Raw genomic sequence first — 15684 nt, 5'->3', positions numbered from 1 at the left:
TGCTCGGGCGGGGTAGGGATAACAGAGGCCCCCCCCCCCACCCCCCCCTCCCCCCCCCCCCCCCCCCCCCCCCCCCCCCCCCCCCCCCCCCCCCGCGTTCGGGCATCCGGGGCGCCCGCTCCCACCCCTCCCGCCACAGCCGCGCAGGTCCGCGGCGGGCACTCCGCCCGGCAAACGGGCGCACACGGGCAGTATCGGGCCCGCAACAGGCCTGGTCAGCCTCGCACACCCGCTGTAGAACTTGCTGCATGGCCCGAACGGGCAGCTCCACGCAGCCGCACGCGACTCCACGCGGCTCCGTGCGGTTCCACAAGGAAGTGGGTGACGAGATGAGCACGCAGACGGCGGAAGAACGCCAGCGCGAGATCGTGCGGGCCGCGCGCGCCACGGGCTCCGTCGACGTCACCGCGCTCGCCGACGCCCTGGGCGTGGCCAAGGAGACCATCCGGCGCGACCTGCGCGCCCTGGAGGACCACGGCCTGGTGCGCCGTACCCACGGGGGCGCGTATCCCGTCGAGAGCGCCGGTTTCGAGACCACGCTCGCCTTCCGCTCGACCAGCCACGTGCCGGAGAAGCGGCGGATCGCGGCGGCCGCCGCCGAGCTGCTGGGCGACGCCGAGACCGTCTTCGTCGACGAGGGCTTCACCCCCCGTCTCATCGCCGAGGCACTGCCGACGGACCGGCCGCTGACCGTGGTCACGGCGTCGCTGCCGGTCGCGGGCGCGCTGGCCGAGGCCGAGAACATGTCGGTCCTGCTGCTGGGCGGCCGGGTCCGGGCCGGCACGCTGGCCACCGTCGACCACTGGACGACGAAGATGCTCGCCGGTTTCGTTCTCGATCTCGCCTACATCGGAGCCAACGGCATCTCGCGCGAGCACGGGCTGACCACGCCCGATCCCGCCGTCGGCGAGGTCAAGGCACAGGCCATCCGGGCCGCACGCCGGACGGTCTTCGCGGGCGTGCACACCAAGTTCGGAGCCGTCAGCTTCTGCCGCTTCGCCGAGGTCGGCGCCCTGGAGGCGATCGTGACGAGCACCCTGCTCCCGACGGCCGAGGCCCACCGCTACTCCCTGCTGGGCCCGCAGGTCATCCGGGTCTGACCCACCACCGCCCTCCCCCAAGGGCCTTCCACACCCATCACTGCCCCATATATCCCGATTCCTCCAGGAGCGATCCATGCGAACCCCGAGCCGACGGAGGCCGCGCGTCACCCTCGCCATGGCCGCCGCAGGGACGCTGCTCGCCCCGCTGCTCTCCGGCTGCTGGGTCGGTGCGGGCGGGTCCGGTTCCGGCGGCGACTCGATCAACGTGCTGATGGTCAACAACCCCCAGATGACGGAACTCCAGAAGCTCGCCCCGCGCTTCACCCAGGAGACCGGCATCAAGGTCAACTTCACCGTCCTGCCCGAGAACGACGTCCGCGACAAGATCAGCCAGGACTTCGCCAACCAGGCCGGCCAGTACGACGTGGCCACCCTGTCCAACTACGAGATCCCGATCTACGCCCGCAACGGCTGGCTGCACGAGATGGACTCGTACGTCGCGAAGGACCCGGGCTTCGACCAGCAGGACATCCTGCAGCCGATGCGCGAGTCCCTGACCGCCGACGACGGCAAGCTCTACGGCGAGCCCTTCTACGGCGAGTCGTCGTTCCTGATGTACCGCAAGGACGTGTTCGCGGCGAAGGGCCTGACGATGCCCGCGCATCCCACCTGGCAGCAGGTCGCCGACCTGGCCGCCGAGGTGGACGGCGCCCAGTCCGGCATGCGCGGCATCTGCCTGCGCGGCCTGCCCGGCTGGGGCGAGATGATGGCGCCGCTGACCACGGTCGTGAACACCTTCGGCGGCACCTGGTTCGACAAGGACTGGAAGGCCCAGCTGACCGGGTCCGGCTTCGAGAAGGCGACGAAGTTCTATGTCGACCTCGTCCGCAAGCACGGCGAGTCCGGCGCCCCGCAGTCCGGCTTCGCCGAGTGCCTCAACAACATGACCCAGGGCAAGGTCGCCATGTGGTACGACGCCACCAGCGCGGCCGGCCTCCTGGAGGCGAACGGCTCCCCGGTCAAGGGCAAGCTCGGCTACGTCCCCGCGCCCGTGGAGCAGACCAAGTCCTCCGGCTGGCTCTACACCTGGGCCTGGGGCATCCAGAAGGCCTCCCGCAACCCCGACAAGGCCTGGAAGTTCGTCTCCTGGGCGTCCGGCAAGCAGTACGAGGAGCTGGTCGGCAAGAGCGGCGGCCAGACCGGCGGCTGGTCCAACGTCCCCGCGGGCAAGCGCGCGTCGACCTACACGAACCCGGACTACGTGAAGACGGCCGCCGCCTTCCAGGAGATGACCAAGGAGGCCATCGAGAGCGCCCGCCCGAACGACCCCGGCGTCCAGCCACGGCCCGCGCCCGGCATCCAGTTCGTCGACATCCCCGAGTTCACCGATCTCGGCACCAAGGTCTCCCAGGAGATCAGCTCGGCCATCGCCGGACGGCAGTCCGTCGACTCGGCCCTCAAGAAGTCGCAGCAGCTCGCCGAGAAGATCTCCAAGGAGTACGAGGGACGATGACCGCGACGACAGCCCCCTACGCAGCGACACCCGCACGCGCCACGCGGCCGCCCTCCGCCCGCCTGCGCGCCTGGGCCACCCGGGCCCCCCTCCTGCCCGCCCTGGTCTTCATGATCGTCGTGACCCAGCTGCCCTTCGTGGCCACGGTGGTCATCTCCTTCTTCGACTGGAACGCCCTCTACCCGAAGGCCCGCCACTTCGCCGGCGTCGACAACTACCGCCAGGTCCTGACCGACGCCGACCTGCGCCACTCGGTCTGGACGACCGTGCTGCTCACCGTGACCGTGGTGCTGGTCAGCCTGGTCCTCGGCCTCGCGCTCGCCCTGCTCCTGAACAACAGGTTCCGCGGCCGGGGCGTCGTCCGCACCCTGCTGATCGCCCCGTTCCTGGTGGTCCCGGTGGCCGCCGCCCTGCTCTGGAAGCACGTCCTCTACAACCCGGAGTACGGCCTGCTCAACGGCCTGTTGCACTACGTCGGCGGGCCGCAGCCCGACTGGATCTCGGGCACCCCGCTGCTGGCCGTGGAGGCCGCCCTGGTGTGGCAGTGGACGCCGTTCATGATGCTCATCCTGCTCGCCGGACTGCAGAGCCGGGATCCCGAGCAGATCGAGGCGGCGCGGGTCGACGGCGCGAACGAATGGCAGATCTTCCGCCACCTCACCCTCCCCCACCTGCGCCGCTACCTCGAACTCGGCGCCCTGCTCGGCTGCATCTACATCGTCCAGAACTTCGACGCGGTCTTCACGATCACGTCCGGCGGCCTGGGCACCGCCAACCTCCCCTACACCGTCTACCAGAGCTTCTACCAGGCCCACGAGAACGGCCTCGCCTCGGCCGCGGGCGTCCTGGTGGTCATCGGCTCGATCATCATCGCGACCTTCGCCCTGCGCGTCGTGTCGTCCCTGTTCCGCGAGGAGGCGTCCCGCGCATGAGCACCCTCACCCATCGCGTACGACAGCGCCGGGGTCTCGGCGTCGGCCTGGTGGCCTGGCTGGTCGGCATCGTCTTCTTCTTCCCCATCGCCTGGATGGCACTGACGTCCTTCCACTCCGAGGCCGACGCGGCGACCAACCCGCCCTCCTTCGGCGCCGCCCTCACCCTCGACGGCTACCGCGAGTTCTTCGGCGCGGGCGGCGGCGCGAGCCCCTGGCCGGCGCTGGTCAACTCGGCGGTCGCCTCCGTCGTCTCCACCCTCTTCGTCCTCGTGCTGGCGTTCCCCGCGGCGTACGCGCTGTCGATCCGGCGGGTGAGGAAGTGGACCGACGTCCTGTTCTTCTTCCTCTCCACGAAGATGCTGCCGGTGGTGGCGGGCCTGCTGCCGATCTACCTGTTCGCGAAGAACACCGGGATGCTGGACAACATCTGGTTCCTGGTCATCCTCTACACCTCCATGAACCTGCCGATCGCGGTGTGGATGATGCAGTCCTTCCTCGCCGAGGTCCCGGTCGCGGTGATCGAGGCGGCACAGATCGACGGTGCCCGCCTCCCGACGATCCTCGCGCGCGTGGTCGCCCCGATCGCCCTGCCCGGCATCGCCGCCACCTCGCTGATCTGCTTCATCTTCAGCTGGAACGAACTTCTCTTCGCCCGAGTCCTGACGGGCGTGGTCGCCGAGACCGCCCCCGTCTTCCTGACCGGCTTCATCACCAGCCAGGGCCTGTTCCTGGCCAAGGTGTGCGCCGCGTCGCTCGTCGTCTCCCTGCCGGTGCTCGCCGCGGGGTTCGCCGCCCAGGACAAGCTGGTCCAGGGCCTGTCGTTGGGAGCCGTGAAATGAAGGCCGCCGTCATCGAGTCCGTGGGCCGTGCCGTCGTCACCGAGGTCCCCGACCCCACGCCGGGGCCCCGCGAGGTGGTCGTCGAGGTGGCCGCGTGCGGGCTGTGCGGCACCGACCTGCACATCCTCCAGGGCGAGTTCGCGCCCAAGCTGCCGATCGTGCCGGGCCACGAGTTCGCCGGCGAGGTGGTCGGCGTCGGCACCCAGGTCACCGAGGTGGCGGTCGGCGACCGGGTCGCGGTCGATCCGTCCCTGTACTGCTACGAGTGCCGCTACTGCCGCGATGGCCACAACAACCTCTGCGAACGCTGGGCCGCGATCGGCGTGACCGTGCCGGGCGGCGCCGCCCAGTACGCGGTGGCCCCCGTCGCCAACTGCGTGAAGCTCCCCGAGCACGTCCGCACCCAGGACGCGGCCCTGGTCGAGCCGCTGTCGTGCGCGGTGCGCGGCTACGACGTCCTCAAGTCCCGCCTGGGCGCGCACGTGCTCATCTACGGCTCCGGGACCATGGGCCTGATGATGCTGGAGCTCGCCAAGCGCACCGGCGCGGCGAGCGTCGACGTGGTCGACCTGAACCCGGCCCGCCTGGAGACCGCCCGGCGGCTGGGCGTCTCGGCGACCGCCGCGAACGCGGACGAGCTGGACCGGCCGCGGGGCTGGGAGGTGGTGATCGACGCGACCGGGAACGCGGCGGCGATCCAGGACGGCCTGAGCCGGGTCGCCAAAGCCGGCACCTTCCTCCAGTTCGGCGTGGCCGACTACGCGACCCGGGTGACGATCGACCCGTACCGCATCTACAACCAGGAGATCACCATCACCGGCTCCATGGCCGTGCTGCACAGCTACGAGCGGGCGGCGGAGCTGTTCGCGAACGGGGTCCTGGACCCGGAGGTCTTCATCAGCGACCGCCTCCCCCTCGACAGCTACCCGCAGGCACTGGAGCAGTTCGCGGCGGGCGTGGGACGGAAGATCGTGGTCATCCCCTGAGCCGATCGAGGGATTCCGGGCGCGGCCCGTCGGTAAGGGAACGGTAAAGCGGGGTCGTTCGTTCACCCGGCATGACAGCTATGACCCCTGGCTCGAACATCCCTCTGCCGGTCTCCCGGGTGGCGGTGGACGTCGCCGCCCCCGTGCGGCTCGACGTGTCGGGCCTGCTGCTCACGGGCGACGGCAAGGTGCGCTCCGACGACGACTTCATCTTCTACAACCAGCCCGGCGGTCCGGGTGTGACCTACCGCTCCGGCGGGGGTACGGCCCCGGACGCGATCACCGTCGACACGGCGGCCGTGCCGCCCGGCATCGAGAAGATCGTCGTCACCGCGAGCCCCGACGCCGCGGGCCAGACCTTCCAGGGCATCGAGCCGACGGCCACGATCCGCAACGCGGACGACGGCTCGGTGCTGGCCACCTTCACACCGCCGCAGCTGGGCACGGAGACGGCCCTGGTGGTCGTGGAGATCTACCTGCGGAACGGCGCGTGGAAGGCCCGCGCGGTCGGCCAGGGGTACGCCAACGGGCTGGCCGGCATCGCCACCGACTTCGGCGTGACGGTGGAGGAACCGGCCCCGGCCCCGGCGCAGACCCCCGCGGCCCAGCCGGCGCCGGTACCGGCCCCCGCGGCCCAGCCCGCCGCGCCCGTCGCTCCCGCCGCTCCCCCGGCCCCGCCCGCTCCGCCCGCCCCCGGCGCCGGGAAGATCAACCTCGACAAGGGCCGGGTCAGCCTCCAGAAGAACCAGACCGTGTCCCTGGTCAAGGGCGGCCGCCCGCTGCTCTCCCAGGTCAAGATGGGCCTGGGCTGGGAGCCCGCGTTCCGGGGCAAGGACATCGACCTGGACGCGTCGGTCATCGCGTACGGCCCGCAGCGCGACCACGTCGACAGCTGCTACTTCGGCAAGCTGTCCATCCTGGGCGGCGCGATCAAGCACTCCGGCGACAACCTCACCGGTGAGGGAGGCGGCGACGACGAGGTGATCGTGGTGGACCTCGGCCGGATCCCCCCGGAGGTCACCGGCCTGGTCTTCACCGTCAACTCGTTCTCCGGCCAGAAGTTCACGGAGGTCGCCAAGGCGTACTGCCGTCTGCTGGACGCCGCGACCGGCGAGGAGCTGGTCCGCTTCGACCTCACCAACGCCGAGGCGCAGACGGGCGTGATGATGGCGAAGCTGATCCGCCAGTTCTCCGGCGAGTGGGACATGACGGCGATGGGCTCGTTCGTGAAGGCCCGGACGGTGCGGAACATGGTGAAGCCGGGGGCGGAGGCACTCTGACCCGGGCACGGCGACGGGTGTGCGGCCGTGGGCGCTACGGCCGCAGCCCCTCCGTGAGCAGTGACAGATAGCGCCGGATCTCCTGGCCCTGCCCGTTGGCCAGTTCCGAGGCCGTGGCCAGTCCGTGCGCGAGGCGCAGGAGTTCGATCGGCTCGACGTCCGGGCGCAGGGTGCCCTCCTCCTTCGCCGCGTCCACCAGCCGGGTCGCCGAGCCGCGGATCAGCCGGCCGCAGGCCGTCAGCGCGGCCGAGCTGCCGTCGGTGACCGCCGAGCCCAGCAGGGCCTTCAGGCCGCGTACCTGGAGGGTGGCGGCGCACAGTTCGTTCAGCCACTCCATGAGCGCCGCACCCGGCGGCAGCTTTGCGGCGAACTCGTCGGCGGTGGCCGCCAGCGCCTCCATCCGGTCGGTCATCGCCGCCTCCAGCAGCGCCTGCCGGGTCGGGAAGTGCCGGTAGAGCGTGCCGGAGCCGACACCCGCCCGCTTGGCGATGTCGTCCAGCGAGGCGTTCTCCCCCTGCTCGGCGAAGGCCTCCACGGCGACCTTCAGCAGCCGCTCGTAGTTGCGGCGGGCGTCCGCACGCATGGGCCTGACCTGCGTCATCCAGTTACTCCTTGCGAACCGGGGACTCTCTCCGTATCTTAGCGAAGGATAAACGGAGACAGTCCCCGCTTAGCGCCGTGAGCTCCACGGGCAGCCCACCTGCCCGTACGTCGCCATGCCCGCGCCGGGGACCCACAGACCGGGAGAACCCCATGTCCGCCCCGTCCAGCCCGTCCGTCCCGTCCAGCGCCGCCGACGCCCCGCCGGACTCCACCTCCCTCGCCAGGCCCGGCACCGCCCTCCTCGTCATCGTCACCGCCTACATGATGGTCGGCGTCGACTCCACCGTCGTCAACGTCGCACTGCCCGACATCCAGCACGACCTGGGATTCAGCCGGACCGGCCTGTCCTGGGTGCTCAACGCCTACACCCTCGCCTTCGGCGGCCTGTTACTGCTCGGCGGGCGCGTCGGCGACATCGTCGGCCGCCGCCGTACGCTCGGCGCCGGCGCACTGCTGTTCGCGCTGTCCTCGCTGCTCGGCGGGGTCGCGGCGGAAGGCGGCTGGCTGCTCGCGGCGCGGGCGCTGCAGGGCGCGGGCGCCGCACTGATCGCGCCCAGCACCCTGGCCCTGATCACCACCAACTTCCCCCAGGGCCCGCGCCGTCACCACGCCCTGAGCGTCTACTCCTCCGTGGCCGGCATCGGCGGCTCCGCCGGCCTGGTCCTGGGCGGCATGCTCACCTCGTGGGCCTCCTGGCGCTGGGCCCTGCTCATCAACGTGCCCATCGGCATCGCCCTGTTCCTCGCCCTGCCCCGGTTCGTCGCCGAGACCCCGCGCCACGCGGGCCGCTTCGACCTCGCGGGCGCGCTGACCGGGACGGCCGGGATGACCTCCCTGGTCTACGCGTTCATCCGGGTCTCCGAGGACGGCTGGAGCGACACCCGGTCCCTGCTCGGCTTCAGCTGCGCCGTCGCGCTGCTCCTCGGCTTCACCCTGACCGAGTCCCGGGCCGGCCAGCCGATCATGCCCCTGCGGCTGTTCGCCGACCGGGACCGGGCGGGCGGCTACCTCACCCTCATGCTGCTGCCCGCGGGCATGTTCGGCGCCTTCTACTTCCTCACCCTCATCTCCCAGCAGGTCCTGGAGTACAGCCCGTTGCGCGCCGGGTTCGCGTTCCTGCCCATGACGCTGGCCATGTTCACGGTGGTGCGGCTGCTGCCGAAGCTGCTGGCCCGCTTCGGGACCAAGCCGGTGCTGCTGACCGGCATCACGCTGCTCGTCGCCGCCGGCGGCTGGCTGTGGCGGCTGCGGCCGGGCGACGGCTACGCCACCGGGCTGCTCGGCCCGCTGCTGCTGCTCGGGGTGGGCGTCGGCCTGAGCTTCATGCCGCTCAACGCGACGATCCTGGCCCGCATCGGGCCGCGCGAGGCGGGCGCCGCGTCCGGCCTGCTGCAGACCCTGCAGTGGCTGGGCGGCACCCTCGGACTCGCCGTCCTGGTCACGGTCTACGGCACGGCGACCCGGCACGCCACCGGCACCCCGGCCGAGATCCTCACCCACGGCGCGTCCCGCGCGTTCGGCATCGGCTCGCTGGTCGCGCTGGCCGCGCTGCTGGTGGCGGGGTTCGTGATCACGAGCCCGCGGCGGCGACACCCGTAGGCCCACATCTTCGTCACCCGCGCGGTCAGGTCCCGCCCGGGTGGCACGGCCGGGATCGGCGACGGCCGGCAGGTGCCGGACGCACCACGTGCCGGACGCACCACGTGCCGCCGCACCGCCGCACATCCGGCTACGACGGTACGGGCGCCTGAGTGATCCTCGCGCCCTAGCTGCCAGGGCCCTCGGCGTGGTGGGCGACGACCGGAGGATCCGCGTCGACCCCAGGGGCCGCGAGGCGTTCGAGCGAGGCCGCTGTCCGTTCCGCGGCGGTCGCGTCACCGACCGAGCTGAACAGCCGGTGCGCCTCACTGAGGTGGGCGCGGGCCTGGGCCGGGTCACCGCAGTGCTCCAGGGCGGTGGCGAGGCCGGTGAGCGCACGTGCCTTGAAGCGGTCCGTGCCGCCGTGGGTAGCAGGGGCGATGACGGTCCGATACACCTCCACCGCGTCGGACCAGCGCCGAAGGGCCAGCAGGTCACGGGCTATCTCATGCCGCAGGATCGCCTGCGCGAACTCCTGGAAGCCGGGCACGTCCCCCGCGTACGTCCCGAGCAGGCCCCGATGGACGGCCAACGCCTCCTCCGCGCGGCCGGATTCCCGCAGGGCGCTGCCCAACAGCCGACGGGAAACCGCCAGCCCGGCCTGGTCACCGGCCGCCCCGAAGAGGCCTACGGCGTCCTCGGCCGCCCGTGCCGCCTCCGCGGGCCGGCCCAGGTGCATGCCGGCACCGGCGATGTAGACCCATGCCCAGGCCTGCTGGCCGGTGTCACCGGCCTGGGTCGCCGACTCCAGCGCACGGCGCGCGTGTTCCTCGGCCTGCTCGTACAGTCCGCCACGCACCGCATACGTCCAGGCGAGGCAGTTGAGCTGGTGGGCCTCGGCCGCCCGGTCACCGAGCGCGGCGGCGGCGCGGACGCCGTAGGTGAACACCGTGCGCCACTCGGGCCAGGCGTCCCAGCGGTCGGAGAACCAGTACAACGTCCGCGCCGCGTGCAGGATCTCCGGGTACCGCTCCGCTTCGAACATGAGCTGCAACGCGCCCACCCAGTGGGCACGTTCGGTGCTCAGCCACTCCTCCGCCTCCGCGGCTGACACGGGTGCGAAGGCCGGGGTGGCTCCCGGCCACGGCTCGGGCGCGCCGGGTGCCTCGAACCAGCGGCCCGCCGCCGAGGCCGACCGCAGCAGCCAGTCCGCCATGCCCAGGGCGGCTGCTTCGGCCGACAACGGCGGCTCCTCGGCCTGAAGTCTCTCGCGCGCGAAGAGTCGCACGAGATCGTGCAGTGCGTAGCGGCCCGGCGTGGTCTCCTCCAGCAGACCCCGCTCGACCAGCAGGTCGAGGGCGTCCTGGACCGCGACCAGGTCGTCGTCACCGGTGAGTACGGCAGCGAGGCGGGCGCCGGTGTGATGGCCGGGGAGCAGGGCGAGCCGACGCAGCAGCAGCCTGCGGGGAGCGGTGAGCTGGCGGTAGGACAGGGCGAGCGCGCCGCGTACGGCCAGGTCGCCCGCGACCAGGGTGCCCAGCCGCCGTTCCTCGTCCGCGAGTTGCTCCGCCAGCCGGGCAGGGGTCCAGGCGGGGCGGCTGGAGAGGCGGTTGCCGACGATGCGCAGGGCCAGCGGGAGATGCCCGCACAGTTCCGCCAGCCGGCCGATCGCCTCCGACTGGCCATAGGTGCGCGGCGTGCCGAGGATCCGTTCCAGCAGGGTCACCGACTCCCTGCCGCTGAGAGCGCCGAGCCGGATGCGCCGTACGCCCTCCAGCCCCGTCAGCGGGCGTCGGCTGGTGACGAGTACGAAACCTCCCTCCGCGTCCGGCAGCAGCGGCCTGGCCTGTGCCTCGTCGGCCGCGTCGTCCAGGACGACCAGCACCCGCCGGGTGCTGAGCGTGGCCCGGTAGACGGCCTCGCGCGCCACCGGGTCCACCGGAATCCGGTCGGGCGGATGCCCGAGCCCGGTCAGCAGCAGGACCAGTGCCTCGGCGGCGGACAGCGGTGTGTCGCTCATGCCGTGCAGTCGCACACTGACAGAGCCATCCGGAAAGAGCTCTCCCAGCCGCCGCGCGGCCTGCGCGGCGAGGGTCGTCTTGCCCTGTCCGCCCGGCCCGAAGAGGACCACCGCGCGGGCGCCGGCGCCTCGGGCGAGCGCCTCCAGATCGGCAAGTTCCTGCTCCCGTCCGGTGAAGTCCGGGACCGTACGCAGGAGATACGGCGGCGCGGCCGGACCGCCCCGTTCCCGGCCGGCGTCGGCCAGCCGCTGCAACCGCTGCGACTGCTCGGGGTCCAGCTTCAGGGCGGCGGCGAGCGCGTCGACGGTGCGGCGCTGTGGCCCACGGCTGCGGCCGCGTTCCATGTCGCCCAGCGCCCGGACGCTGACGCCGGACGCCTGCGACAACTCCTCCAGGGTCAGCCGCGCCGCCCGGCGCAGGGAACGCAGCATCGCGCCGAAGGCGGTGGCGCCGTGGGACTCATCGGATGGGGAAGGTCTGGTCATCACGACAATTAGAACAAGCGCTCTCTACTTCCGCCTGCGCTTCTGCCTGGCAGCGGTCCCGCACAACTGGTGTGCTGGACGCCCGAACCCCAGAAAGGCCGAACCGCAATGCCTTACATCACCGTTGGCGAAGAGAACAGCGCACCGATCGAGCTCTACTACGAGGACCACGGAACCGGACAGCCCGTCGTGCTGATCCACGGGTACCCGCTCGACGGCCACTCCTGGGAGAAGCAGCTTCCGGTCCTGCTGGGGGCCGGCCACCGCGTCGTCACCTACGACCGCCGGGGCTTCGGCCGCTCCTCCCAGCCGACCACCGGCTACGACTACGACACCTTCGCCGCCGACCTCGACAAGGTGCTCACCACGCTCGATCTCACGGACGCGGTCCTGGTCGGCTTCTCGATGGGAACCGGCGAAGTGGGCCGCTACCTGGGCAGGTACGGCTCCGGCCGGGTCGCCAAGGCGGTCTTCCTGGCCTCGCTCGAGCCCTTCCTGCTCAAGACCGACGACAACCCGACCGGTGTGGACCAGGCGGTCTTCGACGGCATCCTGGACGCGGTCAGCAAGGACCGGTACGCCTACTTCACCGCGTTCTACCAGGACTTCTACAACCTCGACGAGACGCTGGGCAGCCGGATCAGCGAGGAGGCCGTCCGCAACAGCTGGAACGTGGCGGCCGGCGCCTCCGCCCACGCGTCCGTGGCCTGCGTGCCGACGTGGATCACCGACTTCCGCGCCGACGTGGCGAAGGTCGACGTCCCGGCGCTGATCCTGCACGGCACCGGGGATCGCATCCTGCCGATCGACGCGACCGGGCGGCCGTTCCACGCGCTGCTGCCGTCGGCCGAGTACGTGGAGATCGAGGGCGCCCCGCACGGCCTGTTGTGGACGCACGCCGAAGAGGTGAACGCCGCGCTGCTGTCGTTCCTCGCCAAGTAGGTTCTCGCTCGCCCGCTACCGGAAGAGCCCTGGAGGCAATCTCCTAGAAGAGCGCACTGTACGCGTTCAGCGCCGGCTGCCCGCCCAGGTGGGCGTAGAGCACGGTGGAGTCGTCGCCGATCTCGCGGCGTTCGACCAGGTCGATCATTCCCGCCATCGACTTGCCCTCGTACACCGGGTCCGTCACCATGCCCTCCGTGCGGGCGGCCAGGCGCATCGCCTCCAGGGTGGCGTCGTCCGGGACACCGTAGACGCCGGCGTGGTAGCGCTCGTCCAACTCGACGTCCTCGACGGTCAGTTCTCGCTTCAGCCCGATCAGTTGTCCGGTCCGGTGGGCGATGCGCGCCACCTGCTCGCGGGTCTGGGCCGGCTTGGCCGACGCGTCGATGCCGATGACCCGGCGCTCGCGCCCGCCCGCCTCCGCCAGCGCGGCGAACCCCGCGACCATCCCGGCCTGCGTGGACCCGGTCACCGAACAGACGATCACCGTGTCGAAGAAGACGCCCAGCTGCTCCTCCTGCTCGGCGACCTCGTACGCCCAGCCGGCGAAGCCGAGACCGCCGAGCGGGTGGTCGGAGGCGCCGGCCGGGATGGCGTACGGCCTGCCGCCGGACTCCTCGACCTCGCGCAGCGCCAGCTCCCAGCTCTCCTTGAAGCCGATGCCGAACCCGGCGCGGACCAGGCGGACGTCGGCGCCGGCCAGCCTGCTGACGAGGATGTTGCCGACCTTGTCGTACACCGGGTCCGGCCACTCCACCCAGCTCTCCTGCACCAGCACGCACTTGAGCCCGGCGCGGGCGGCGACCGCGGCGACCTGGCGGGTGTGGTTGGACTGCACCCCGCCGATGGAGACGAGGGTGTCGCAGCCCTTGGCGAGCGCGTCCGCGACCAGGTACTCCAGCTTGCGCGTCTTGTTCCCGCCGTACGCGATCCCGGAGTTGCAGTCCTCCCGCTTGGCCCACAGCCCGGCACCGCCGAGGTGGGCGGTGAGGCGCTCCAGGGGGTGCACGGGCGAGGGACCGAAGAGGAGAGGGTAACGGTCGTAGGAGGAGAGGGACATAGGAGCTCCTGGGGTCAGTCGGGGTCGGCCAGGTCTGCGAGGCTGCGCCAGATGTCCGCCGTGACGCGGACCGCCGACTCCGTGTCACCCGCGGCGCAGGCCGCGATCAGCCGGTCGTGCAGTCCGGCCGAGCGGCAGGAGCCGCCCTCGCCGAAGCGGCGGCGTTCCAGGCGGCGGATGAGCGGGGTGTAGCGGGCGACGGTGGCGGCGGCCGCGCGGTTGCCGGCCACCCGCACCAGTACGTCGTGCAGCTCGTCGTCGGCGCGCAGCGCCCCGGCCACGTCACCGGCCTGCACGGCGGCGGCGAACAGGACGTTGGACGCGCGCATCCGGTCCAGGTCGGCATCCCGCAGCCGGGGTACGGCGGCCCGGGTCACCAGCTCGTGCATGGCACCGACCACGGCCGCCGCGTCCCGCACGTCCGCGGCCACCACCTGGGTGACCCGGGTGTAACTCTGCGGCTTGCTCTCCAGGAGCCCCTCGTCGACGAGGCGCGCGAACGCCTCCCGCACGGGCGCCCGGGACAGCCCCAGCCGCTCCGCGAACTCGGCGTCGCGCACCACCGCCCCCGGTTCGATCTCACCGGCGACGATGGCGTCCCGGATCGCGGCGCAGGCGCGGTCGCGAAGCAGGGTGCGGGTGACGGGTTGCAGGGCCTCCATGAACTGAAATGTTAGATGTCAGTGGTCGGCGAGAGCAAGAGCGGCGGCGGGCAGGGAGGTGACCCGCACCCCCCGTGAAGGTGCGGGTCACGATCGGAGGGCGCCGGTCAGGCCGCCGTCTCCCACGGCCAGTCGGCGTTCCGGGCCGCCTCCAGCAGCGGGACCATCCGGAAGGCGGCGTCCGAGAGGCCGCCGAAGGTGTGGCGGTTGCCCTTGCCGGACGGGCCGTGGCCCACCCGGTAGCCGGCCAGGTTCCAGGTGTAGACCGGGATGTGCGCCGGAACCTGCTGGGTCGGGTCGCCGTGCTCGTTGAACGTGTACTGCTCGTCGGTGACGATCAGCACCCGGTCCTGTCCCCGGTAGTGCGAGCGGATCGCCGAGGTGGTGTCGGTGCCGCCCAGGTCGCCGAAGCGGTCCAGGACCTTCAGCACCGACTCGCCCTTGCCGAACGTCAGCCGTCGGCTCGTCGTACCGAACTCGACGAGGTCCGCGTCCGCCGCCCGCAGCGCGAGCGCCGCGCCGAAGACCGCCGCCGCGTCGGCCCGGTTGAGCTCCGAGCGCTCGGACAGCCGCGAGTAGAACATCGAGCCCGAACGGTCGACGAGGACCAGCGTCCGTCCCGGCAGCGCGGGCACGTTGGCCAGCGAGTGGCCGAGCGCCTGCTCCAGCGGGTACGACCAGCGCAGCGACGGCGCGTGCCGGTACGCGGCGAGGTACCGGAACGGGAACTGCCGCGACCGCGCCACCTCCGCCGGATCGCCGATCCGGGCCGCGACCGTGGCCGCGACCTCGTCGGAGACGCCGGCCTCGTCGAAGTTCCGGAGGTTGCGAACGAGTGCCATGGTCCCCATGGACGGGATGACCGCCTCCCACGCGGCCCTGTCCATCGGGCCCTGGAGCCATCCGGCCAGTGCCTCCCAGGTGAGGCCGGCCGCCGCGAGCCGCTCGGCGCCACCGGGCCCGGTGACGACCGCACGCCGCTGCCCGGCGGGCAGCGCCATCAGCTCGCGGTGGGCGCCGAGCACCGGGCTCGACGCGGGCGGCACGGCGGTGTCCGGGTTGTGCCGCCGGTCCAGCGCGTAACGGAACAGCTCGCCCTGCCACGGCCTGTCCGGATCCGGCGCCGCGTGCACCAGGTTGAGGACGTCGCCGAAGCGGTATCCCTTGGACGCGGTGTCGTACTTGAGCAGCGACTTGCCGTGGTACAGCCGTCGTACGGCGTCGGCGATCCCCCGCTTGACGGGCTTGGGAACGGCACGGCCGTACGTCGCCGTCCAGTAGGCGAGCAGTTCGCCGGGCTCGTCGGGCCGCTGGAGCACGGAGGCGACGACCTGACGGTTCGAGGGGCCGTCGGTGGCCCCCGCGGTCAGGCGGGCGTGCACGTACTCGGCGGCGCCCACGATCGAGGCGGTCCGCAGGTTGCCCTCGCCCCGCAGCCAGCCGAGCAGGCCTGCGGTCCAGGCCGGGTCTGTGACGGCGAGCTCACGCAGGAGGGTGGCGAACCGGTCGTCGCGGTCCGTGCCGGACTCGTAGAAGGTCTGCTGCGAGACGAAGTTGGCGACCGCGAGCAGGAAGAGCTCGGACCGCGCGTCCCGCTCCCGGCCGAGCCCTCCCTGAAAGGTACGGAGCACGCGTCCTGTGGAGGTGACCCGCGAAACGGGCTGGGCCCGGGCCGCCTTTGTGTTGAATCGCGCCATGGTGAATTCCCCCCGAATTCATTGGAGAACGAGAGGAGGC

13 protein-coding genes are annotated in these 15684 nt (G+C 71.9%); 8 read left to right on the top strand and 5 right to left on the bottom strand.

The window, feature by feature from the left end; all coding sequences use genetic code 11:
• Positions 1–329: 329 nt before the first annotated feature.
• The 6 genes from ACZ63F_RS12330 to ACZ63F_RS12305 all read left to right on the top strand — a co-directional run bounded on the left by ACZ63F_RS12330 (position 330) and on the right by ACZ63F_RS12305 (position 6596).
• Positions 330–1100, top strand: a complete 771-nt coding sequence (locus tag ACZ63F_RS12330; protein ID WP_469710343.1) for a DeoR/GlpR family DNA-binding transcription regulator — start codon at positions 330–332, stop codon at positions 1098–1100.
• A 76-nt stretch (positions 1101–1176) separates the two neighbouring features.
• A complete protein-coding gene (locus tag ACZ63F_RS12325; protein ID WP_469710342.1) occupies positions 1177–2556 on the top strand; it encodes an ABC transporter substrate-binding protein in 1380 nt (459 codons plus the stop codon).
• Positions 2553–3488 carry a carbohydrate ABC transporter permease gene (locus ACZ63F_RS12320; protein ID WP_469710341.1) on the top strand — a complete coding sequence of 312 codons (936 nt, stop codon included), beginning with the start codon at positions 2553–2555 and terminating at the stop codon, positions 3486–3488. The genes ACZ63F_RS12325 and ACZ63F_RS12320 overlap by 4 nt, the downstream gene beginning before the upstream one ends.
• A complete protein-coding gene (locus ACZ63F_RS12315) occupies positions 3485–4330 on the top strand; it encodes a carbohydrate ABC transporter permease (protein WP_469710340.1) in 846 nt (281 codons plus the stop codon). The genes ACZ63F_RS12320 and ACZ63F_RS12315 overlap by 4 nt, the downstream gene beginning before the upstream one ends.
• Positions 4327–5316 carry a zinc-dependent alcohol dehydrogenase family protein gene (locus tag ACZ63F_RS12310; protein WP_469710339.1) on the top strand — a complete coding sequence of 330 codons (990 nt, stop codon included), beginning with the start codon at positions 4327–4329 and terminating at the stop codon, positions 5314–5316. The genes ACZ63F_RS12315 and ACZ63F_RS12310 overlap by 4 nt, the downstream gene beginning before the upstream one ends.
• Before the next feature lie 80 nt (positions 5317–5396).
• Positions 5397–6596 carry a TerD family protein gene (locus ACZ63F_RS12305; protein WP_469710543.1) on the top strand — a complete coding sequence of 400 codons (1200 nt, stop codon included), beginning with the start codon at positions 5397–5399 and terminating at the stop codon, positions 6594–6596.
• A 34-nt stretch (positions 6597–6630) separates the two neighbouring features.
• Here the strand turns inward: ACZ63F_RS12305 and ACZ63F_RS12300 are convergent, their stop codons facing one another.
• Positions 6631–7197: a TetR/AcrR family transcriptional regulator gene (locus ACZ63F_RS12300; RefSeq protein ID WP_469710338.1), complete on the bottom strand. Its 567-nt coding sequence runs from the start codon at positions 7195–7197 to the stop codon at positions 6631–6633.
• Between the two features lie 152 nt (positions 7198–7349).
• Between ACZ63F_RS12300 and ACZ63F_RS12295 the strand changes: the two genes are divergently transcribed.
• Positions 7350–8798, top strand: coding sequence for an MFS transporter (locus ACZ63F_RS12295; protein ID WP_469710337.1), 1449 nt, complete (start codon positions 7350–7352; stop codon positions 8796–8798).
• 166 nt (positions 8799–8964) lie between these two features.
• Here the strand turns inward: ACZ63F_RS12295 and ACZ63F_RS12290 are convergent, their stop codons facing one another.
• On the bottom strand, positions 8965–11283 hold the full coding sequence (locus tag ACZ63F_RS12290) for a helix-turn-helix domain-containing protein (RefSeq protein WP_469710336.1): 2319 nt from the start codon (positions 11281–11283) through the stop codon (positions 8965–8967).
• Between the two features lie 108 nt (positions 11284–11391).
• Between ACZ63F_RS12290 and ACZ63F_RS12285 the strand changes: the two genes are divergently transcribed.
• Complete coding sequence (locus ACZ63F_RS12285) at positions 11392–12225, top strand: alpha/beta fold hydrolase (protein ID WP_469710335.1); 834 nt, start codon at positions 11392–11394, stop codon at positions 12223–12225.
• Positions 12226–12268: 43 nt separating this feature from the next.
• Here ACZ63F_RS12285 and ACZ63F_RS12280 read toward each other — a convergent pair whose 3' ends face one another.
• The 3 genes from ACZ63F_RS12280 to ACZ63F_RS12270 all read right to left on the bottom strand — a co-directional run bounded on the left by ACZ63F_RS12280 (position 12269) and on the right by ACZ63F_RS12270 (position 15644).
• Complete coding sequence (locus ACZ63F_RS12280; RefSeq protein ID WP_469710334.1) at positions 12269–13285, bottom strand: 1-aminocyclopropane-1-carboxylate deaminase; 1017 nt, start codon at positions 13283–13285, stop codon at positions 12269–12271.
• 14 nt (positions 13286–13299) lie between these two features.
• Positions 13300–13947: a GntR family transcriptional regulator gene (locus ACZ63F_RS12275; protein WP_469710333.1), complete on the bottom strand. Its 648-nt coding sequence runs from the start codon at positions 13945–13947 to the stop codon at positions 13300–13302.
• 107 nt (positions 13948–14054) lie between these two features.
• Complete coding sequence (locus ACZ63F_RS12270; protein WP_469710332.1) at positions 14055–15644, bottom strand: TROVE domain-containing protein; 1590 nt, start codon at positions 15642–15644, stop codon at positions 14055–14057.
• Positions 15645–15684 lie beyond the last annotated feature (40 nt).

It is taken from the genome of Streptomyces sp. NPDC104761 (assembly GCF_055583445.1).
This window is presented reverse-complemented; position numbering and strand designations above follow the sequence as displayed.